The organism is Hoeflea sp. YIM 152468 (assembly GCF_029210485.1).
In the GTDB taxonomy this organism is placed as follows: Bacteria; Pseudomonadota; Alphaproteobacteria; order Rhizobiales; family Rhizobiaceae; genus Hoeflea.
In genome coordinates this window covers 24591-46775 of sequence record NZ_JARGET010000031.1, presented here as the reverse complement: position 1 = coordinate 46775, position 22185 = coordinate 24591, and the positions used below count along the sequence as shown (strand labels likewise).

Below are 22185 nucleotides of genomic sequence, written 5' to 3'. Positions count from 1 at the left end.
CCTCTTTCCCGCCTACCGGCAGCATATATTCAGATGAAAGGGTCGTCTCAGATCCGGCCGCGCTGCGCTGCCCACCACAAAAGCAACTGCCGTCGCCATTGAGGCAGGCGAATCGGTGATTCCAGACAGCCCGCCCCGATTTTCTCCGCTCGACGAAGCACCGGTGCAACCAGGGATACGGGCAAAAAGGCCGGAAACGCAGTCCCGGGCATCTTCGACAGAGCCAGACGCGCCTTGTGCAAATGATCCCGCCCGAACCCGGCAAAGGCCCGGACGGCGTTCGTGACAGCGGCCTTGTTGTCGCCAGCGAGAAATGCCTCCCGGTCAAGCCCGGTTGCTGCGAGCAGATCGCCGGGAACGAACACCTGGCCTCTTGCCCGTGACATCGGCAGCATCAGCAAATGCCCTGCAACCGCCTGCGCCACACCGGCATGGCCGCTCGCGGTGGCGGTATCGGTTGACGCCACAGGATCAATCAGGAAGCTCGACATCTGCAGAATCGCCGATGCGGTTTCGCCGGCATAGCCCTCGTAGCTTGACCGATCGGGCATCGGGTCATCATAGAGATCGAAGATCCGCGCCTCGCACATGGCAATCAACGGCGCCACAGGCATGGACCGGCGTGCAGCCATGGCAAGCAAGTGTGCCGCCACCGGGTGGGCCTGCGCCTCACTGCCCCGCTCGCCGGCGAGTACATCGCGCCACCATTGAAGCCTGATCTCGCCCGGCAACGGGTCACGGATCCGGTCGCGGATGGCCGCGATCTCGGCGTTAAACAGCATCAGCACCAGAAGATCATCGCGGACCGCGTCAGGCATCAGCAACAGCGCCAGGTAGCGGTCGATGTCGGTCTCGCGCAAGCGTGCGAGCAAGTCTTTGCGCTCATCCGGCCTCAGCGCGTCCCCGGTGGCTTCCTCTGCCATCCCGTTCACACGGCGATCATCGCGGCAGCAACCGCACGCGATTCAGCAAGCATCACATTATAGGTCCGGACCGCTGCACCCGAACTCATCGGATCGGAGGAAATGCCAGCCGCCCGCAACGCGGCCTTGAGTTCCGCCGGCAGCGGCCGGATTGACAGGCCGGTGCCGACCAGCAGAACCTCGATGTCCTCCGCCTCGGCCAGAACCTTTGCGAACAAATCCAGCGTCAGCGGCTGATCACCTTGCACGTCCCAGCCGTGAATGCCCGAAGGCAGACACAGGATGGACCCGCGATGCGACATGTCGGCAAAGCGGAAGCCGCCATTGCCGTAAGCGTCGATCGGCGCACGTCCGGGAAAATGCGCCGCTCGAATTTCGATGCCCTTCGCCATGGCTCAGGCCGTGCTCTTGTCCGCGGCTTCCGCTTCCATGTCCGCCTCGACCTTGTTGTCGAGCCCGACGCGGAACGTGTCCGCCCGGAGCTTGAACAGGATCAGCACCGGCGCCGCAATGAAGATCGACGAATAGGTGCCGACCACCACCCCGAAGATCATCGCGAAGGTGAAGGACTGGATGACCTCGCCACCAAAGATGAACAGGGCAAGAAGCGCCAGCAGCGTCGTCACCGATGTCAGAATGGTGCGCGGCAGCATCTGGTTGATCGATTGATCCAGCAGAGCGGTCAGCGGCATCTTCTTGTAGCGTCTGAGATTTTCGCGGACCCGGTCATAGACCACCACCGTATCGTTGAGCGAATACCCGACAATTGTCAGCACCGCGGCGATACTCGACAGGTTGAACTCGATGCCGGAAACAACGAAAATCCCGATGGTCAGCACCACATCGTGCACCGTTGCGATAATCGCACCCAGTGCGAATTGCCACTCGAAGCGGAACCAGATGTAGACCAGGATCGCCAGCAATGATGCGATCACGGCAATGGTACCGGCCTGTGCCAGCTCACCCGAAACTGTCGGACCGACAACCTCGACCCGGCGGATGTCGTAATCGGTCTCCAGTTCGCTCCGCACCAGGGTGATGACGGTTTGTTCGGCGTTTTCCCCGCCGCCCTGCGCCTGCACCCGAATCAGCACCTCTCGCGGCGATCCGAATTCCTGCGCCTGGATGTCACCAAGATTGAGCTCGGAAAGCCGTGCCCGGATGTCGCCGACATCCGCATTGCCGTCCTTGGCCTGGACCTCGATCATCGATCCGCCTTTGAAATCGATGCCGTAATTCATGTTGACCGTGGCAAACAAAACCATCGCTGCCACCGACACAACCGCAGAGAGGACGAAGGTGAAGCGGCGGATCTTCATGAAACGGAAGCTGAAGTCCCGCACGATTGCATCAAGCGCACCCTTCGGCATGAGCTTGGGCCGCCTGCGGCGCACCCACTCGGCCACCAGCCAGCGCGTCAGGGTGAAGGCGGTGAACACCGTCGTGACAATACCCACAGCGAGCGTCACGGCAAAACCGCGCACGGGTCCGGTCCCGAGATAGAACAGGATGATCGCGGCAATCAGCGTGGTGACGTTGGCGTCAAGGATTGTGGCGAAGGCTTTGCTGAAGCCGGCGTCGATTGCCTGTATCAGCGATCGCCCGGCCCTGTGTTCCTCGCGGATACGCTCATAGATCAGCACGTTCGAATCAACCGCCATGCCGACTGTCAGCACGATACCGGCAATCCCCGGCAAGGTCAGCGTCGCCCCCAACAGAGTCAGGATCGCGATGATCATGGTGACGTTGGCAATCAGCGCCAGATTGGCGATGAAACCCAGCATGCCGTAGGCAACGAACATGAAGGCCAGCACCAGGACCGCGCCAATGATGCCGGCAATCTCGCCGGCGGCGACGGAGTCCGCACCCAGACCCGGGCCGACGGTACGTTCTTCAATCACCGTCAGCGTGGCAGGCAGAGCACCGGCGCGCAGCAAAATCGCCAGATCATTGGCGCTCTGAACGTCGAAATTGCCGGAGATCTGACCCGTGCCGCCCAGAATCGGCTCGCGGATCACCGGTGCGGAAATCACCTGCTCATCGAGCACGATCGCAAACGGCAGGCCGACATTCTGTGTGGTGGCCTGGCCAAACCGCTGTCCGCCCTTGGAATCAAACCGGAAGCTGACAATCGGTTCATTGGTGCGCTGGTCATAGCCTGCCTGGGCATCCACGAGATTTTCACCCGACACCAGAACCGAACGCGCAATAAGATAGGGCACGGGCGGATCATCGGTCGAATAGAGAACTTCGGAATTGGCCGGCGGACGCCCCTGAATTGCTTCCTGAACCGGCATCGAGCTGTCCACCATCCGGAACGCCAGCTTGGCGGTCTGGTTGAGCAGGCTTTTCAGCCGTTCCGGGTCTTCAAGTCCGGGAACCTGTACCAGGATCCGGTCTGCGCCCTGACGCTGAATCACAGGCTCGGTTGTCCCCAGCTCATCGATCCGCTTGCGCACCACTTCAATCGACTGCGTCACCGCCGACGATATCCGGTAGGTTATGCCGTCGTCGGTCAGCAAAATCCGCAATTGACCCGGCTGGGTCTCCTCGATTGTCGCCTCGGACACGATTCCGCCGCCAAACAGCCCGGAATTGACCGGTTCGGACAACTCCGCAAGCACCTGCTTGGCTTCCTCGATGCGGGCATCATCCCGGATTCGGACCTGAACCATCTGCCCGGTGCCCGAAAGTCCCGTGTAACCGATCCCCGCCTCGCGCAAAATCCGCCGCACATCGTCGACGGTTGTGGTCAACCTGTCCTTGATAATGTCCTGACGTTCCACCTGCAGCAGCATGTAGGAACCGCCCTGCAAATCCAGCCCGAGCGTGAGCTTCTTCGACGGCGCCCAGTCGGGCAGACTCTCAGCCTGCTGCTGGCTCAGGAGATTGGGGAAGGCGAACACCACACTGGCCAGCACGGCAAGCCAGATCAGGGTTGTTTTCCAACGGGAGAAATAAAGCATGGTGCTCTCGGTTCATCCTCTGGGATGACATAGGGTGAGACAAATCGACCGGCATGACAACGTGAACAGGGTCAGTTTCCTGTCCACGATTTGCGGCTATTCCTTGACCGGCTCGCCCTTGACCCGGACATCGGCGATCAGACTGCGGACCAGACGAACCTTGACGCCATCGGCAATCTCGACTTCCAGCTCGGCATCATCTATCACCTTGGTGACCTTGGCAATCATGCCACCGCCGGTCACGACCTGGTCACCCCGACGGACATTGTTGAGCATTTCCGTGCGTTTCTTCATCTGAAGCCGCTGCGGACGGATGATGAGAAAATACATGATCACGAAGATGAGAAGGAACGGCAGGATCGACATCAGGATCTCGCTGCCGCCGCCGCCGAGTGCAGACTGGGCATAGGCCGGGGTAACAAACATGAAAAACTCCTTGAAGAAAAAGCGTGGAGCCCCTCTATGGGGCCCCAGCAGTCGAGCGGAATATAGTGGCAAGACAGGCGATTGCAACGCAAACATGGCGCCTGATGCCGCGAATACCGGTTCAAAACAGCTTTTCGGCACCTTGGTGCCATGCTACCCGCTCCCCATCCACCATTGCCACCCCAACAGACCCCGGACAATCGCATGCAAGATGAAACCAGCCACCAGATCCTCAGTGAACTCGCCCGCCTCTCCCGCGCCGTGGAATCACTGGCCCCCGCACCTCGCACGGAAAACGATTTTGATGCGGCCGAGTGCTTCGTCTGGAATCCGGAGGCACACCATCTGGCCCCGGTTGCCAGACCCAACCGGATTGACATCGGCCTGATCAAGGGCGTCGACCATGTTCGCGACATCCTGGTCGACAACACCCGGCGTTTTGCGCTCGGCCTGCCGGCCAACAATGTGCTGTTGTGGGGCGCGCGCGGGATGGGCAAGTCATCCCTGGTCAAATCCGCGCATGCAACGCTGGCTGCCGAACCGGATATCCAGGTTCCGCTAAAGCTGATCGAAATTCATCGCGAGGATATCAACACCCTGCCCGAGCTGATGGCTCTGCTGCGCCCGGTCCCTGCCCGTTTCATCCTGTTTTGCGATGATCTGTCATTCGACCATGGCGACACCGCTTACAAGTCCCTCAAGGCCGCCCTTGATGGCGGCATTGAAGGCCGGCCTGAGAATGTTCTGCTCTATGCCACCTCAAACCGCAGGCATCTGCTGCCACGCGACATGATCGAGAATGAGCGCTCGACCGCGATCAATCCCGGCGAAACGGTGGAAGAAAAGGTTTCCCTCTCCGACCGCTTCGGCTTGTGGTTGGGGTTCCACAAATGCAGTCAGGATGAATATCTCGAGATGGTTTCCGGATATGCCGAGCATTTCGCCCTCGGCATTGATCCTGACACATTGCGCGCGGAGGCGCTTGAATGGGCCACCACCCGCGGAGCCCGGTCCGGACGCGTGGCCTGGCAATTCATACAGGACCTGGCAGGGCGCAGCGGCAAATCGCTTTAGGAACCTTGTGAGCCCTGCCATCAGGACCAAAAAAGGTCGGCCACATCAGTGCCGACCTTTTTCGCTTTTCACCTGGAGGGGCGTTTACTCGAGATATTGTACAGGATCGACCGGCGACGCATTCTTCCGCACCTCGAAATGCAGTCGCGGGGTCCTGGCCCCTCCGGTCATGCCGGAATTGGCGATCACCTGACCACGCACCACCTTGTCGCCACGGTTGACGTTGAGCTTGTCGGCATGGGCATAAACTGTCACCAGCCCATCATCGTGCCGGATCAGAACGGTCTTGCCGTATTCCTTCAGCCCGTCACCGGAATAGATCACCACACCATTCTCCGCGGCCTTGATCGGCGTTCCTGTCGGCATGGAAATGTCAATGCCGTCATTGCGCTTGCCGTTCTCGGACTTGGCAAATCCGGTGATCACCTGACCGCGGGCCGGCCAGCGGAATTTGTCGATGCCGGTGGCCGCAGGCGCAATCGCTGCCATGTCACCCTTGGTCTTTGCCCCGACGCTGTCACCGGCAGCGGAGACCGGAGGCGTGTAGCTCTTGGGCCTGTCCGAAGGCTGCACTGACGCGGTTGTTGTCGTCTTGTCGATCCGAGACGCTTTCGGAGCGGGGATTGAAAGCGTCTGACCGATCCGGATAGTGGCCCCCGACAGCTGATTGGCGGACTTCAGCGCGTCAACGCTGACGCCATGAGTCTGGGCGATTCGGCTCAATGTGTCGCCGCCCTTGACCACGTAAACGCCGTCCGCATTGGCGTTGCTGTCTGACCTTGCCGCACTCTCGGTCACGGTTGTTGCAGCATCACTTCCCGGATTGCGCAACGATGGCGGGTTTGGCAGCACGGCCACATCGCGGTCAGGCGCCGGCGCAGGCACGGGAAGATCAGTCTGCCTGGCTTCGCCGCGCAAACCTGTTCCGGCGTTGGCAGCCCGGGTGTTCGGATTGCTGTCCGGTGCAGAAACAGGCGCCTGACGCGAATAGACATAAACCGGGATCAGCAATTGCCGTCCTGCATTCACACGCGAAGCATCCGTAATGCCGTTGGCCTTCATGATTTCACTGGCCGGCACGCCATAGCGCTTGGACAGGTTGTAGATGGTCTCGCCCTCACCCAGCGCAATGCGAGTTCCACCCGTCGTTGTCCAGCCCGCATCCTGTGATGCGGTACCGGTGACGATCGGGTCCGGCGCCAGGATCGTATCCTTGCTGCCTTCATAACGAGGGCTCACCGGGACGCTTGATGAAAGCTGCTGCGGCCGGTCCGGGAAAGCCTGGGCTTGAGGGGCAGCAAAGGTCTCTTGCGTGGCGCTGCTCGCCAATTTGGCTGGTGTCGGCACCGACGGTTCAGCCGGCGCAAGCTGGCGCGTTACAACAGAACTGCGCTGCACGCCACCTGTGATCAGATCCGAAGAGGCTGCCGAGCGTGCCGCCGAGCCGGGAATAGACCCTGTTGAGGTTGGATCATAGCCGGGTTGCACCGGCGACCGATAATCGCCCGGGAATGCCTGGGAGACCGCTGATGGTGCCTGCGGAAAGCTTGACTGACCAGTCTGCGGGTAGGAATTGGCTTGCGGATAGGCGCCTTGCGCGCCCGAAGCACCGCCGACACTTGCCATCGGCGCCAGCGTCGTCGAAGACGGCTGCGGCACCGACGCCGTCAGCAACTGATCCGTGTCGCGATACGCAAAGCGGCTCGAATCCGAACTGCATGCGGCGGCGGAACCTGCCAAGAGCGCAACACCGAGCAAACGGGTCACCGAGGCACCGGGAACGACTGTCTGTCTGAGACGCATAACACTACCCAATCAACGCAAAACCAATGCTGATGATTAAAGCGCGTTAGTGTTACTCATCAGTTAAGGTCGTTGGATTCGGCGCGTTTTTGTGCCGGATTCGGCGCTAAAGCGCTGCGGCCACGCCCGGTAAGAAGGGGCGATACGGAACAGAAAACAGATCTTCGCGCTCGAACCGGCTGCCGATTTTGGTCAGCCGTGCCATCTTGGGCGGGCCGCTTTCCTCAACGATCGGCGCAAGCATGACGCCGCCCGAAGCGAGCTGATCGACAAACTGGCGCGGCATGCTTTCAAAAGCACATGTTGCAATAATCCGATCGAAATTGCCCTCCCCGCTCACCCCTTTCAACCCGTCGGCCTGGCGCGCAATGATGTTGCCGATTCCCAAATGGGTAAAGCGCTGCTGAGCGAGTTGAATCAGGGTCTTGTAGCGATCGATCGTTATCACCCGTTCGGCCAGACGCGCGGCAACGGCTGCCAGGAACCCGCTGCCGGTGCCGAGATCGAGAACCCGGTGAGTGGGCTCAAGCGCAAGCGAGGATATCAGTCTGGCAACCAGATCGGGACTTTCTGCAAACCCGCCACAATCGATCGGCACGATTCGGTCCTGATAGGCTGCGTCGGCATAGGCTGCCGGCAGAAACAAGGTCCGAGGCGTCTGCTCAAGCGCCGTCAGCAAGTCCTTGCCGGCAACGCCTTCGGCCCGGAGCCGCAGAAACAGCCCCGCGAACCCTTCTTTTTCCATCAGCCGCATATTCATCGGTCATTCTTCCAGCGCAGCGGCAACCAGCCCCTGGACTGCATGGTTGGTCAGATCCATTTTCAAGGGCGTGACCGAAATGTAGCCGTTGGAAATTGCCTTGATGTCGCTGTTGGAGTCAGGCGCAAACTCACGGCGTCCGAATTTGAGCCAGAAATACGGAAAGCCGCGACCGTCATGCCGTTCTTCAACCGAAAGCCGGTGCGACATCTGCCCCTGATCGGACACAACGACGCCCTTGACCTCATCCACCGCGCAATTGGGAAAATTGAGGTTGAGCAACGTGTCCGAAGGCAAATCGATCGCGACAAGCTTCCTGAGCAGAGCAGGCGCCAGCGTCTCGACCACATCCCACGGCACGACCCTGCCGCCCGCAGACGTGTAGGCCTGACTGATCGCGATTGACCTGACCCCCAGCAAGGTACCTTCCATTGCGCCTGCCACGGTTCCCGAATAGGTCACATCATCGGCAACATTCTGCCCCGAATTGACGCCCGACAGCACCAGATCCGGCGCTTGGTCCATCAGGCTCTTGATTGCCATGATGACACAATCGGTCGGCGTACCGCGCAGCGCGAAAGTCTTTTCCTTGATCTGGCGCAGCCTCAACGGCTCGGACAAGGACAGCGAATGCGCCAATCCGCTCTGATCGGTTTCGGGAGCGACGATCCAGATGTCATCGGAAAGCTGCCGGGCGATGCGCTCGAGAACTTCAAGCCCCTCGGCGTGAATGCCGTCGTCATTGGTGATAAGGATACGCACCGGATACTCTCCTGAAATATCTGATTTATGCCGCCTTTTCGATCCGCGTGCGCCCGCCCATATAAGGCAGCAACACGTCCGGGACGGTAATCGACCCATCGGCATTTTGATAGTTTTCCATGACTGCAATCAGGGCCCGGCCGACGGCCACGCCCGAGCCGTTCAAGGTGTGGACGAAGCGGGTCGCCTTGTCGCCCGTCTTGCGGCAGCGTGCATTCATCCGCCGCGCCTGAAAATCGCCGCAGACCGAACAGGACGAAATTTCGCGGTAGGCCTTCTGCCCCGGCAGCCAGACCTCGATATCATAAGTCTTGCGCGCACCAAAGCCCATGTCACCGGTGCACAAAACCATGGTCCGGAAATGCAATCCCAGACCCGTAAGCACCGCTTCGGCGCTCGCCGTCATCCGCTCGTGCTCCTCCAGCGCGGTTTCCGGCGTGGTCACCGAAACCAGTTCCACCTTGGTGAATTGATGCTGGCGCAACATGCCACGGGTATCACGCCCGGCCGAGCCTGCTTCCGAACGGAAACAGGCCGTCTGAGCCGTGTAACGCCGCGGCAGATCTTCCTCGGCGATGATTTCCCCGGCCGCCATGTAGGTCAGCGGAACTTCCGCCGTCGGAATCAGCCAACGGCCATCGGTGGTGCGGAACAGATCATCGCCGAATTTGGGCAGCTTGTCCGTGCCATAAGCGGCCGCATCATTGACCATCAGCGGCGGATTGACTTCGGTGTAGCCGTGCTCGCTGGTGTGAAGGTCGAGCATGTACTGGCCCAGAGCCCGTTCGAGCCGCGCCAGCCCCCCCGTCAGGATGGTAAACCGCGAGCCGGACATCTTCGCCGCCCGCTCGAAGTCCATCATGCTCAGAGCTTCGCCAAGTTCAAAATGCTCCTTCGGCTCGAAGCCTAAATCAGGCTTTGATCCGGACACCCGAATCTCGACATTGTCGCTTTCGTCCGTACCCACAGGCACGTCATCGAGAGGAATATTGGGCAGCACCGACAAGGCGTGTTTGAGCGCCTCGTCGAGCTCGCGCTCCCTGGCTTCACCGGCCTGCAACTCGTCCTTGAGCTTGGCGACTTCGGCCTTGAGGCGGTCAGCCGCAGACTGATCCTTAGCCGCCATCGCCTTGCCGATTTCCTTGGAGGCTGCATTGCGGCGCTCCTGCAATGCCTGCAGCGAGCCGACATGACTGCGCCGGGTCTCGTCCAGCGCGATCAATTGCTGGGCCTGGGCATCAGCACCGCGCTTGGCCAGCGCAACATCAAGGTCTGCGGGGTTGTCTCGTATCCATTTAATGTCAAGCATGGCAGGTTCCGGTACTCAAGTGGCAGCGCCAAACCCGCAACCGTGCCGGCATTGGCACGGTGCACATAAATCCGGAGCTCAGGCGTCCCCTTCGGGATCAGATCCGGCCTGTGATGCTGGTTCGTCAGCTTCCGCCAGGGCCGCATTTGCCGCGCGCTGACGCTCCACGAGTCGGGCGCAATAGATGGCAATCTCGTAAAGAAGGATGGTTGGCAGCGCAAGCCCGATCTGGGACACCGGATCCGGCGGCGTCAGGATCGCAGCAGCAATGAACGCGGCCACAATGGCATATTTTCGCTTGTCTTTCAGCCCCTGGCTGCTGACCAGCCCGACCCGCGCCAGAAGTGTTGTCACCACCGGCAGCTGGAACACCAGACCGAAGGCAAAAATCAGCGTCATGATCAGCCCGAGATACTCCGACACCTTGGGCAGCAGCATGATCGAGGCCTCACCGCCTCCCCCGCTCTGTTCCATGGACAGGAAGAACCACATCACCATCGGGGTAAAGAAGAAGTAGACCAGCGCCGCGCCCAGCAGAAACAACAAGGGCGAAGCGACGAGAAACGGCAGAAACGCGCCCCGTTCATTTTTGTAAAGGCCGGGCGCCACGAACTTGTAGACCTGCGCGGCGATGACCGGAAAGGCGATCACGAGCCCGCCGAACATGCCGATCTTGATCTGGGTGAAAAAGAACTCCTGGGGAGCGGTATAGATCAGTTCGATCTTTCGATCCGTCATTCCGGCCCAGTCGACAGCCCAGGTAAACGGCTGAACCAGGAGGTTAAACAGCGGTTTGGCAAAGGCAAAGCACAGCAAGAAAGCGATGAAGAAGGCGCCAATCGCCCACATCAGGCGATTGCGCAGCTCCATCAGGTGCGCCATCAGAGGCTGCGGCTTGTCTTCAATGTCGTCGGTCACGCCTGGATTCTTGCTCACGCCTGGCCCTCGCCTTTGGGTTTGCTGGCGCGGGGCGCACTTTTAGCCGGGGCTGACTTTGCCGCAGCTTTGGTCTTGGCTGCGGGTTTTGCAGCCTTGGCCGGTGCCTTCTTGGCCGTGGCGGCGGATTTCGACGCAGCAGCAGGTTTTGATGCAGGTTTGGCCTTCGAATCGGCCACGACCGGTTCGGAGGCTTTGAAGTCCGGCGGCCCGTCGCCCAGTTTCATCTTCGAATCGGGAAGCTCCGTCTTCGGCGGCGCGTCCTTGGCCGCCGAAGGTGTTTTCATCGACGTGTCCAGGTCCGACTTCAAATCCCTGGCGGTTTCCTTGAGCGGATTGACGGCGTCACGAATGGTCTGCATCGGATTGAGCTTGCGCGCCTCGTCAAAGGTTTTCTTGACGTCATCAAGCTCGGCTTCCCGCAGCGCGTCATCGAACTGCCCCCGAAACTCGCCGGCCATGGCCCTGAGTTTCTTGGTTGTTCGCCCGAAGGCACGCAGCATGGGCGGCAGGTCCTTGGGACCAACCACGATGATCAGCACAATGGCGACGACCAGAAGCTCTGGCCAACCGATGTCGAACATTCAGGCGTCTCCTCACCCGTCAGGGCAACGGGATTGGCGTATCAGCCGCGATCCTTGGCTTCAGCTTCTTCAGCCTTGCTTTCGACTGTCTTGGTGGTTTCTGGCGTGGCTTCGTCCTCGCCCATCCCCTTTTTGAAGCTCTTGATTCCCTTGGCGACATCACCCATCAGTTCCGGAATCTTGCCGCGCCCGAAAAGAAGCAGAACGACGACCAGAACGATTAGCCAATGCCAGATACTGAATGAACCCATGATACTCTCCTGTTCCTACCCTGATTTAGGGTGTTTATCCGTTTCTTTCAAACACCAATATGTCACGCTCGTTGACGGTGACTGAAACATCGCGGGCGCCGCTCCGCAATTGGCCGGCGCGAATGCGGGCATCGATCGGGTTTTCGCCTCCCGCTACCACCAATGTCACCAGCTCCTCAACCCCAAGGAACCTGCGCGCCACAATCCGTGCTGGAACACCGCAAGGCGTCTCCGTAACTTCAACACCGGGAAGCCTTATTGCAATCGAGACGTTTGCACCATCTCTAAAACCTTTTGCGGTGACGGGCCCAACCGGCGTTTGTGCCTTTTCCTGAAAAACCGAGCCTTCAAACACATTGATCTCGGAGAAGAACCCGGCGGCAAACAGGTTGGTCGGACGATGATACAGATCCTCGGCGGTTCCCACCTGCTCGAGGGCGCCGTCCCGCAACAGCGCAATCCGGTCGCCCATTCGCATGGCTTCCTCGGCATCATGGGTCACCACGATCGCCGTGGCCCGGGCCTCGCGCAAAATGGCCAGGGTTTCGGCCCGCACGCTGTCCTTGAGCCGCGAATCAAGCCCGGAGAACGGCTCGTCCATCAACAGCACGGCCGGACGCGGCGCCAGCGCCCGGGCCAGCGCCACACGCTGTTGCTCACCGCCCGAAAGCGCATGCGGATAATCGTCGGCGTGATGCACCATGCCGACACGATCGAGCGCCGCCAGCGCCTCACGCTTGGCGTCGGCGGAAGAAAGCGCCGTGAGCCCAAAGCGGACATTGTCGAGGATGGTGAGGTGCGGGAACAGGGCGAAATCCTGAAACATCAGGCCGATGCCGCGCCGCTCGGGCGGCAGGTTTGACTTCGGTCCGGCGACTTCCCGGTCGTTGAGCAACAACCGCCCGCTGCCCAATGGCTCGATCCCGGCAGCAATGCGCAACAAGGTGGTCTTGCCGGAACCAGAGGGCCCGAGCAGGCACAACACTTCACCCGGCTCCGCAGCCAGCGTTACACCCCGCAACGTCTGTTGCTCTCCATAGGCATGGTGGACATCTTCGAACGCCAGCCGGGCGGCAAAGGTGACGCCGGCAGTCCTGCGTGCGTTGACCGCTCTTGTCTGCTGTTTCACGATGGCCGGGACCCTTGTTTCTGCAACGCTGTGTCCGGAACTTGACCGGATGGAGGTTTAGTCGTCCGCTTCACCCATCGGTGTCAAGAGGCCGAGCTCCTCCAGGTCCATCTGGGTGATCGGATCTTCGTCGTCGGAAAGGTCGTCATTGCCCGGTGTCACTGGCGGCTGGAAATTCGAGGGCACCCGGCCTGACAGCAGACCCGCACCCTTGAGCTCATCCATCCCCGGAAGATCCCGCAGGTCCTCCAGCCCAAAGTGATCGAGAAACGCCACCGTCGTGCCATAGGTGACCGGACGGCCCGGAGAGCGGCGGCGGCCGCGCATCCGCACCCAGCCTGATTCCAGCAGCACATCAAGCGTGCCTTTTGAAGTCGCCACGCCACGAACGTCTTCGATCTCCGCGCGCGTCACCGGCTGGTGATAGGCAATCGTTGACAGAACTTCGAGCCCGGCGCGCGACAGCTTCTTGACTTCACTCTCGTCGCGCCGGATCAGGAAACCGAGATCAGCCGCGGTGCGGAATGCCCAGGCATCGCCGACCCGCACCAGATTGATACCGCGCGGCGCATACCGGTCAGCCAATCGGGCCATCACACCATCCAGGGACACGCCTTCCGGCAGCTTGCCGGCGATCAGCTTCCCGGCCACCGGCTCGCTTGAGGCAAAGACCAACGCCTCGGCAATGCGTTCGGCTTCGTGCAAGGCGCGCTCACGCAGAGCGTCAAGGCCATCCGACCCGATCTCGTGGTTGTCCATGTCACCTGCTCCGGGTTCCAGGGCGAAAGCGGTTCCGTGTCCCGGGTCCATTGTCATGGCTTGCTTCCTGCTGTGGCAACGGGCTGCTGCGACCGTCGCATGAAAATAGGTTGAAATGCACCGTCCTGACGGATTTCAATCCGGCCTTCCCGCACCATTTCAAGACTGGCGGCAAACGAGCTGGCAATCGCTGTCGCCCGCTCTTCGGGATCGGCGAGGTAGCGCAGCAAATACTGGTCCAGCGCCGTCCAGTCCTTCATCTCACCAATCAGACGCATGAGGATGACGCGCGCATCGCTGAGCGACCAGACCCGCCGTCGCGAGATTGTCACCTGGGTGATGGTCTGGCGTTGTTTCTGGGCTGCATAGGCCGTCAGCAAATCATAAAGCGTTGCGTCAAAGTATGAAGTCTTGTCGATCACCATCGGTTCCGGCGCGCCGCGGGCAAACACATCGCGTCCCAGCCGGTTGCGATTGACCAGCCGCGTCGCCGCCTCGCGCATGGCTTCAAGCCGCTTGAGCCTGAACGCCAGTTGCGCCGCCATCTCCTCGCCGCTCGGCTCATCGCCTTTCGGCCCTTGCGGAATCAGCAGACGCGATTTGAGATAGGCAAGCCAGGCCGCCATCACCAGATAATCGGCAGCCAGTTCCAGCCGCAGCTGACGCGCTTTTTCGACAAACAGAAGATACTGTTCGGCCAATGCCAGCACCGAAATACGCGCCAGATCCACCCGCTGGGTGCGCGCCAGATGCAACAACAGGTCGAGCGGGCCTTCAAATCCCTCGACGTCGATCACCAGTGCCGGATCGCCTGTCAGCCGGTCCGCCTTGGCATCGTCCCACACGACATCCATGGGCGTCTTGCCCATCGATGTCCTGCTCGTACTGCCAGCGCTGTGCCGATTTGCGTTGCTCACACCTGCTGCCTTTCCCATCGCCCGGTTAGGAGCTTGCCATCAACCCTGCGAATTCTTCCCGCAATGCCGCCTCATGACTGTCATCAGGCGCACCAAACGCGGCCATGACCGCCTTCGCCCGTCGCAAGCTGTCGCCAGCGAGTTCGGGCGTCCGGGAGGCCACCGCCTGCATTTCCGCCCGCACCCCATTGCAGTGCAAGACGACATCGCATCCTGCGGCGAAAATTGCACCCGTTCTTGTGGCAAAATCCCCAGAAAGCGCATTCATCGACACATCATCGGACATCAAAAGCCCGTCAAAGCCGATTTCCGACCGAATCACCTCCGCCACCACCCTCGACGAGGTCGTCGCCGGATGGTCCGGGTCTATCTCGGTAAACACCACATGCGCCGACATCGCCATTGCCTCATGGCGCAAGGCCCGGAACGGCTGGAAATCGCGCGCAGACAAGTCGGCGCGTGGCGCGTCGACATGCGGCAGCTCATGATGGGTGTCTGCGCCTGCCCGCCCGTGACCGGGAATGTGCTTGATGACCGGCAGCATTCCGCCGGCTTTCAGGCCTTGCGCTGCTGCGGCGCCCAGGCGCGCCACCACGTCCGGTGTTATCCCGTAGGCCCGGCTGCCGATCACCTCATGTGCCCCCGGCGAAGGCACGTCAAGCACCGGCAGACAGTCGACATTTATGCCCAGCCGAACCAGATCAAAAGCATGCAGCCGTGACATGATCCACGTGGCCCGCAATCCGGCCTCGGGGTTTGACAGGTACAGCGCCCCGAGATCGGCGCCGGATGGGTAGTGCGCCACGAGCGGCGGTTTGAGCCGCTGCACCCGGCCACCTTCCTGGTCGATCAATATCGGCACGTCGGACCGGCCGATGCTCTCACGCAAGGCCGCCGTCAGATCCGCCACCTGATCGAGGCTGTCGATGTTCCGGCCGAAAAGGATGAATCCCCACGGCTTGGTTTCGGCGAAAAAGGCAGCTTCGTCGGAGCTTAGCTCCAAACCCATGCACCCGAATATGACGGCTTTTGATTCGCTCATGCGCCAATCTTAGTCGATCCGCCCCGGTTTGACACAAATCGCCGCGCCGCCAGCATTGAAACTGAAAAGGCCGCGCTGAACGCGGCCTTACAGCTTGGCGATGGCATCTGCGGTCAGCGGGAGACGAAGCAGCTTCCGCCGGCCGATTTGTAGCGGCTGCATAGCGCGTTGGCCTGGTCCTTGCTCCCGGCGGGAACCCTGACGCGGTGAAACACGCCCTTGCCCGGTATATCAGCCCGTTGAATATCGACGCTCTGTCCGCCGAGAACCGAACTGTACCGGCTGGACAGGGTCCGCCAGGATTGCTGCGCGCCCTCAACCGTCGGCTGGGAAGCAATCTGCACGTAATACCCTCCCGGATTGGCGGCAGGGGCGGCCGCGACCGGTGCGGACGCAACCTCAACCGGCTCAGCCGCCGGGGTTGCCGGTTGAGCAGCCGCGGAAGGCGCCGCCGAGACGTTACCGCCTTGCGACACTGTACCGACAACATTGATCGGCTGATCTGCCGGCCGGCCGGCCGGCACCGGCGCATTGGCCACGGGCCGGATTTGCTGGGTCTTGACCACCCGCACGGGCGCGATCGAACCAGGATCGGTTTCAGCCGTCTCAGCCGTATCGGCAGTTTCGGCCGGGGTTGTCAGGGGTGCATCCGCCCCAGCCGTCTCCGTTGGTTCAGGGGTTTGGGGTGTCTCGGCTGGTGCATCGAGCACGGTCCCGGCTGAGGCGACAAGCTGTTGCGTGTCCTCCGCCTCGGCAACGGGGTCAGGCTCTTCCCGAGCCACGATGGACCCGTCCGGCTTGACAATCATTGTCCGCACCTTGCGCGGTGAAACCACCGGCGCAGCCGCGCCATCGGTCTCGGCCTCGGCATTGCTGCCACCGGCAATCAGCCGGTCCTCGGATTTGACCGCAGTGTCACCGCGGCCTTCCAGCGGCAGAATTTCCGGATCGAGCGTGCGCTGCACGACATCCACCGGCTCTTCGGCGGAATTGACCAGCGCGGGCTGTCCCGGCGGACCCGAATCCACGCCTGCGACACGGTCATAAACCGCCTTGTCCTGATTGGGGACGGTCACGCCGCCAGGGTTTTCGGGAAGCACCTTGACCGGTTCGGTCTCGGCCCTGATGATCCGCGGTCCGCCATCCGCTGTGGTGTCGTCACCGGACAACATGCTCCAGCCAAACGCACCGGCCACCGCCACCACGGCTATGCCCAGAACGGCAATTGCCACCACCGGCCCACGCGAGCCGGATCTTGCCGCGTCATTGCGCGCATCCGCACCCCCCGCGAACGGATCGTCATCGGAAAATCTGACCGGATAGGGATCGACCGGGTGCTCATGCCCCGCACCAAGCTCCCGTTCCAGAGCAATATAATCATCAGACACTTCAGAGCCGCGCTGCGATCCGTCTGAACGGCTCCATTCCTCGGCGACACCGATCCCGGTGCCCATGACCTCGTCGGAGACGTCTTCAGACTGCGGTTCGTGGCGATCGGCAAAATCGGCAAATTCCCCTTCCAACTCAGGGTCATAATCCGGATCGAGGGGCTGCGGATCGTCGTGAACGAGTTCCGGCACATCGATGATGCCGACCGGCTCAACTGCCTCATCGGCATCCGCGATAAGCTCCGCATCGAAATAGTAATCGTCAGAATCGGTCCCCGGTGCGGAACCTGTGCCGGACCCGTCAACCTCGTCAAAACCGGCAAGCCAGTCATGCTGATCCGGCTGCTGCTCAACCGCAGTGTGGCCTGCTGCGTCCGTCAGCGCGCTGGGGGTAAACCCAGTCTCTTGCGCAGTGCCAATCGCGCTCGGTATCAGAGCGGCAAAGGCTTCCGTCAGATCATCACGGTCAGCCGGCCCGGCCTCTGTCCGCCCCGGCTCAGGCTCAAGTTCTCCCTGGCTTGCAGGTGCGGCTGCCGGCTCATCATCATCAATATCGTTAAAGCTGTCGGCCAGAACCTGTCCCAGATCGAGTTCGAGATCATCTTCCGTTCTGGACACCGAGGGATCAACCACGCGATCAGGCAAGCCGAACATATCGCCAAGCTCGCCGTCATGTTTCTCGGCTGACGATTCTTCGATCGAGTCCAGTGACCAGTCCTGCGACTCTGCGCCTTCCGCCAGCGCGGGTCCTGCGTCGGGTCCGGAACCTGCATCAGGGGCGCTCAGGCTGGCCAGCAATTCTTCGGCAGCAGCATCGAAAACAGCAGGATCGGCGTCAAGCGCGTCATCGCTCAACAGATCAAGCGCCGCTTCGATCTCTCCGACTTCATCCTGAGCATTGCCGCCAAACTGGCTTGCAGCTTTCCTGTGATCGCCATCAGCCTCAAGAGCCACCTCGTGGCCAAAGACATCCAGCTCGGTCGACAGATACTCTTCGAAGTCCATCGACGGGCCTGACGTCGCGCCATCGCTATCGCCATCTGTTGCCGATGCGTCGTCCGGCCAAGCCAGCTCAGCCGAAGCACCGGCCTGGCCGGTACCGGCATCCGCGCCAGAGCGACCATCCTGTCTGCCTGTCGGGCCCGGCTGGATGTTTAAGCCGCCGCCGCCTCGCTGCGGCAGTTCAAAGCGAACCATGTCTTCAAGAACATCGTCGCCAGCATGATCGGGCACAGCGGCAGTCTGCACCCCTCCCCACTTCGCTGTGGTGGATTGCCCGGCATCCTGATCAGGTTCCGCGTAATCGGTCTGGTCATCGTCCGCGTGATCGGTCTGGTCATCGTCCGCGTCATCTGCGGGCTTGTCCGCCAGCCAGTCAGGTGCAAGATCGTCTTCGTTCCAGGCAAGTGCAAAGTCGTCTTGACCGCTTGCCGGTTCGTCTGACTCCTGATCATCGCGATCTTCAACGGGAAATTCGTTTTCGATAGCCCGCAACAGTGCACCGGAAGACCGCGCCTCGTCCAGACCTTCGTCTTCCGGCTCCACATCAGGCCGGTCATCATCGACAGGGTCGCCAGACACCGGCGCCTCAGCCATCGGCGCGTCAGTCACTGGCGCGTCGCGCATCTGCCGGACAAGCGGCTCCCCGCGTTGCTGTGGCCTGATCTCGGCGGGTTCGGTTTCGAGATCGCCGTCAGTTAGCGCCTGGTCAAGGGCTTCGTCAGCCTCAATCCGGTCCAGCTCGTCGACAGACGGCGCCAGCGGAACATCAAGTTCGCGCATCAATTCGGCTTCCAGATCGAATTCACTGGCATCCGGAGTCTCAATGGATGTGCGCGCCGATTCCGCCGGGCGCTCATAGCCAATGATCCGGGCAAGTTCCGCCAAGGGATCATCAATCTCGTCGTCCGGGTCCGGGGACCGGGTGTTCATTTGAAGTTGATCAACCATGCATCACTCACATACCCTTGCACATTCTACTGCCAGAGCAATGTGGGTAAAAGGTGACGTCTAGCGCATTTCTTCCGGTGCTTCGGTCCCCGTAATGGTGAGACCTGACTTCAACACGGATGCTACTGCGTACACCAAACCCATCCTGGCAATTGTCGATTGTCTGTTTTTATCGTTAATAAACCGCAAACCCGGTTCATCACGGCCCTTGTTCCAGTGCGCATGCAACAAACTGGCAAGATCATACAGGTAAAACGCGACTTTGTGCGGCTCTTGTCCCGAGGCGGCAGCCTCGATCATCCGGGGATACTCGCCGAGCTTGGCAACAAGCGCCAACTCGCTCTCATGAGACAGAGCGGACATGTCCGCCGAAGCCAGCGCCTGTGGCGTCAGATCGAGATCCGGAAACGTTTCCAGAGCCTGCCGCAGCACCGAGGCGCAGCGGGCGTGGGCATACTGAACATAGAAGACCGGATTGTCCTTGGATTGCTCCGTCACCTTGGCAAAATCGAAGTCGAGCGTTTCCGAACTCTTGCGGAACAGCATCATGAAGCGGACCGAATCCCGACCGACCTCGTCCACCACATCGCGCAGCGTGACAAAATCGCCTGAGCGTTTGGACATCCGCACAGGTTCGCCATTGCGGAAGATCTTGACCAGCTGGGTCAGCAGCACGGTCAACTTGGCATCCCCGGCGGAAATGGCCTTGGCCACGGCCTCAAGCCGCTTGATGTAGCCGCCATGATCAGCGCCCAGAACGTAGATCATCTCGGAATATCCGCGTTCGAACTTGTCACGAAAATAGGCCACGTCCGCGGCAAAATAGGTGTAGCCGCCATCGGACTTGATCAGCGGACGGTCGATATCGTCGCCGACCTCGGTGGAGCGGAACAACGTCTGCTCGCGGTCTTCCCAGTCTTCCGGGGGCTGGCCCTTCGGCGGCGGCAGCTTGCCCTTGTAGACATGCCCCTTGAAGGTCAGATCATTGATGGCCTGGCGTATCGCCTTGGCGCCGTCCGCATGCAGGCTGCGCTCGGAGAAGAACACGTCATGCTGGACATTGAGCGCCTTCAAATCTTCTCGGATCATCGCCATCATCGCCGCGATGGTGCGGTCCTTGATCAGCGCCATTCGCTCATCTTCCGCCATCCGCCTCAGCGAGGAGCCGAATTCATCGGCGAGCGCTTGCCCGACCGGCACCAGATAGTCCCCGGGATACAGCCCGGCAGGAATGTCGCCGATCTCCTCGCCCAGGGCTTCACGGTATCTCAGATAGGCGGACTTCGACAGCACATCGATCTGCGACCCGGCATCGTTGACGTAATACTCCTTGGTCACGTCAAAGCCGGCAAACTCCATCAGATTGGCCAGGGTATCGCCAACCACGGCGCCGCGGCAGTGGCCGACATGCATCGGTCCGGTCGGATTTGCCGACACATACTCGACATTGACCTTGCGATTTCCGCCAGCGGTCGAGCGGCCATATTCGACGCCCTCGGCGATGATGGTTGTGAGCAACCGGCCCCAGAACGCCGCCGTCAGCCGGAAATTGAGAAATCCCGGTCCCGCCACGCTGGTTTCGGCGACATCGGTATCGCCGGCAAACTGCAGCGCGATCAATTCGGCCAGCGCGCGCGGGTTCATTCCCAGCGGCTTAGCCAGCACCATCGCCGCATTGGTCGAAATATCCCCGTGCGCCGGATCACGCGGCGGCTCGACCGTCAATCGCTCAAAGCTGACGTCGCCACCGTTTTCCTTCACAACATCAAGCGTTTCCACGGCCTGCTTGATTCTGATTTCGAAGTCCTTGAACACATTCATGGCTTAAGTCCGGATATGGCGGGAAAACAGCGCGAAACAGGCACACGCACGGGTGATCGCTGCCTATCGCAATTCAGGTGTATGGTCAAACAAACGCCGGTGCGCGGCGATCGCATAGGTGTCGGTCATTCCGGCAAGATAGTCCCTCACCTTCCGCGCCCGCATGGTTTCCGGCAGATCTTCTATGCCGACATGGCGGTGCTTTTCGCCCATGGCCGACGGCTCGGCCATGAACGCTGCAAACAGGTCCTGCACGATCCGGGTGGCTGCGGCCCTGACCCGCATCACGTCAGGGTGCCGGTACAGGTGCGTGTACAGGAACGTCTTGATGTGACGGTCGGCCGCGACGAATTCGTCGGAAAAATGCGCCATGGTCCGGCCGGCGTGGCGCACCTCGTCTGCAGAGGCGGGCTTGATTGCAAGAATGTTGGCCTGCGCGACGCCGATGACATCCTCGACCATCTCGGTAATCTGGCGGCGCATGATCTCGTGGATCAAGCGCGGCTCTTCAAGCTTGGGATACCGCTGCCGCACCTGCGACATCAACCGTGAGATCAACGGCAACTCCTCAAGCATGTCAAGCGTGATCAGCCCCGAGCGCAAGCCGTCATCGATGTCATGGGTGTTGTAGGCAATGTCATCGGCGATCGCTGCGACCTGGGCCTCCAGGCTGGAATGGCTCTCGAGCCACAAATCATGGCATCTGTTGTAGTGGGTGATCGGTTCGGGGACCGGCTTGCCGCCCTCCACTATCAGCGGCCCGTTGTGCTTGACCAGCCCCTCAAGCGTTTCCCAGCTCAGGTTGAGCCCATCAAACTCGGCGTAGCGTTGCTCCAGCTTGGTGACAATACGCAAGGACTGGGCGTTATGATCGAATCCGCCGGCATCGGCCATCAGGTCGGCCAAGGCGTCTTCGCCGGTATGGCCGAACGGGGTATGGCCGAAATCATGCACCAGCGCCACGCCTTCGGCCAGATCCTCATCCAGCTTGAGCGCCCGCGCCAGCGCCCGGGCAATTTGCGCCACTTCGATGGTGTGGGTCAGGCGGGTGCGGTAATGATCGCCCTCATGGGCAACGAACACCTGCGTCTTGTGCTTGAGCCGCCGGAACGCTGTCGTGTGAATGATCCGGTCGCGATCACGCTGGAACTCCGATCGCGTCGGACTGGCCGGCTCGGCGACGAGCCGGCCCCGGCTGCTCCAGGGATCAGCGGCCCAGGGCGCGCGCGCGTCTGTCCCGAATCCAAGCTGTTTGATGTCAAATTCCATGCTATCCCGTCAACAGGCGGCACTGATCAGTGCCCCGCGCCAATCCCGGCACCATGCCCTAGGTGTCCATTTAATGTGATGCATGTCACATTCACCGAGGGAAGAACACCCGATCG

The 22185-nt window shown here is 60.9% G+C and carries 19 protein-coding genes; 1 reads left to right on the top strand and 18 read right to left on the bottom strand.

The window, feature by feature from the left end; all coding sequences use genetic code 11:
• Positions 1 to 47: 47 nt before the first annotated feature.
• From PZ897_RS17075 to yajC, 4 genes are all read right to left on the bottom strand, one after another.
• Entirely contained in the window at positions 48 to 923 is an 876-nt protein-coding gene (locus PZ897_RS17075; RefSeq protein ID WP_275753794.1) for a phytoene/squalene synthase family protein, read from the bottom strand.
• A gap of 5 nt (positions 924 to 928) precedes the next feature.
• Entirely contained in the window at positions 929 to 1315 is a 387-nt protein-coding gene (locus PZ897_RS17070; RefSeq protein WP_275753737.1) for an Mth938-like domain-containing protein, read from the bottom strand.
• 3 nt (positions 1316 to 1318) lie between these two features.
• The gene (gene secDF / locus PZ897_RS17065; RefSeq protein WP_275753735.1) at positions 1319 to 3889 is read right to left on the bottom strand and encodes a protein translocase subunit SecDF; all 2571 of its coding nucleotides are present in this window, start codon (positions 3887 to 3889) and stop codon (positions 1319 to 1321) included.
• Positions 3890 to 3985: 96 nt separating this feature from the next.
• Entirely contained in the window at positions 3986 to 4315 is a 330-nt protein-coding gene (gene yajC, locus PZ897_RS17060) for a preprotein translocase subunit YajC (protein WP_275753733.1), read from the bottom strand.
• 204 nt (positions 4316 to 4519) lie between these two features.
• Between yajC and PZ897_RS17055 the strand changes: the two genes are divergently transcribed.
• Entirely contained in the window at positions 4520 to 5389 is an 870-nt protein-coding gene (locus tag PZ897_RS17055) for an ATP-binding protein (protein ID WP_275753732.1), read from the top strand.
• Between the two features lie 84 nt (positions 5390 to 5473).
• Here PZ897_RS17055 and PZ897_RS17050 read toward each other — a convergent pair whose 3' ends face one another.
• The 14 genes from PZ897_RS17050 to PZ897_RS16985 form a co-directional block, all read right to left on the bottom strand.
• Positions 5474 to 7192 carry a peptidoglycan DD-metalloendopeptidase family protein gene (locus PZ897_RS17050; RefSeq protein WP_275753730.1) on the bottom strand — a complete coding sequence of 573 codons (1719 nt, stop codon included), beginning with the start codon at positions 7190 to 7192 and terminating at the stop codon, positions 5474 to 5476.
• A gap of 106 nt (positions 7193 to 7298) precedes the next feature.
• On the bottom strand, positions 7299 to 7952 hold the full coding sequence (locus PZ897_RS17045; protein WP_275753728.1) for a protein-L-isoaspartate(D-aspartate) O-methyltransferase: 654 nt from the start codon (positions 7950 to 7952) through the stop codon (positions 7299 to 7301).
• A 3-nt stretch (positions 7953 to 7955) separates the two neighbouring features.
• Positions 7956 to 8714, bottom strand: coding sequence for a 5'/3'-nucleotidase SurE (gene surE, locus PZ897_RS17040; RefSeq protein ID WP_275753727.1), 759 nt, complete (start codon positions 8712 to 8714; stop codon positions 7956 to 7958).
• A gap of 25 nt (positions 8715 to 8739) precedes the next feature.
• Positions 8740 to 10023 (bottom strand): serine--tRNA ligase, encoded by a 1284-nt coding sequence (gene serS, locus PZ897_RS17035; RefSeq protein WP_275753726.1) that lies wholly within the window; start codon positions 10021 to 10023, stop codon positions 8740 to 8742.
• A 78-nt stretch (positions 10024 to 10101) separates the two neighbouring features.
• Positions 10102 to 10959 (bottom strand): twin-arginine translocase subunit TatC, encoded by an 858-nt coding sequence (gene tatC / locus PZ897_RS17030; protein WP_275753725.1) that lies wholly within the window; start codon positions 10957 to 10959, stop codon positions 10102 to 10104.
• Positions 10956 to 11543: a Sec-independent protein translocase protein TatB gene (gene tatB / locus PZ897_RS17025; protein ID WP_275753724.1), complete on the bottom strand. Its 588-nt coding sequence runs from the start codon at positions 11541 to 11543 to the stop codon at positions 10956 to 10958. Before tatB ends, tatC begins: the two co-directional genes overlap by 4 nt.
• A gap of 41 nt (positions 11544 to 11584) precedes the next feature.
• Positions 11585 to 11794 carry a twin-arginine translocase TatA/TatE family subunit gene (locus PZ897_RS17020; RefSeq protein ID WP_275753723.1) on the bottom strand — a complete coding sequence of 70 codons (210 nt, stop codon included), beginning with the start codon at positions 11792 to 11794 and terminating at the stop codon, positions 11585 to 11587.
• A gap of 34 nt (positions 11795 to 11828) precedes the next feature.
• A complete protein-coding gene (locus PZ897_RS17015; protein ID WP_275753793.1) occupies positions 11829 to 12926 on the bottom strand; it encodes an ABC transporter ATP-binding protein in 1098 nt (365 codons plus the stop codon).
• Between the two features lie 54 nt (positions 12927 to 12980).
• Positions 12981 to 13682 carry an SMC-Scp complex subunit ScpB gene (gene scpB / locus PZ897_RS17010; RefSeq protein WP_275753791.1) on the bottom strand — a complete coding sequence of 234 codons (702 nt, stop codon included), beginning with the start codon at positions 13680 to 13682 and terminating at the stop codon, positions 12981 to 12983.
• A 53-nt stretch (positions 13683 to 13735) separates the two neighbouring features.
• Complete coding sequence (locus PZ897_RS17005) at positions 13736 to 14551, bottom strand: ScpA family protein (RefSeq protein WP_275753722.1); 816 nt, start codon at positions 14549 to 14551, stop codon at positions 13736 to 13738.
• A 73-nt stretch (positions 14552 to 14624) separates the two neighbouring features.
• Positions 14625 to 15641: a beta-N-acetylhexosaminidase gene (nagZ, locus tag PZ897_RS17000; RefSeq protein ID WP_275753721.1), complete on the bottom strand. Its 1017-nt coding sequence runs from the start codon at positions 15639 to 15641 to the stop codon at positions 14625 to 14627.
• A 113-nt stretch (positions 15642 to 15754) separates the two neighbouring features.
• Complete coding sequence (locus tag PZ897_RS16995; protein WP_275753720.1) at positions 15755 to 18979, bottom strand: SPOR domain-containing protein; 3225 nt, start codon at positions 18977 to 18979, stop codon at positions 15755 to 15757.
• A gap of 60 nt (positions 18980 to 19039) precedes the next feature.
• The gene (gene argS, locus PZ897_RS16990) at positions 19040 to 20800 is read right to left on the bottom strand and encodes an arginine--tRNA ligase (RefSeq protein ID WP_275753719.1); all 1761 of its coding nucleotides are present in this window, start codon (positions 20798 to 20800) and stop codon (positions 19040 to 19042) included.
• A 63-nt stretch (positions 20801 to 20863) separates the two neighbouring features.
• The gene (locus PZ897_RS16985; RefSeq protein WP_275753718.1) at positions 20864 to 22069 is read right to left on the bottom strand and encodes a deoxyguanosinetriphosphate triphosphohydrolase; all 1206 of its coding nucleotides are present in this window, start codon (positions 22067 to 22069) and stop codon (positions 20864 to 20866) included.
• Positions 22070 to 22185: the final 116 nt, after the last annotated feature.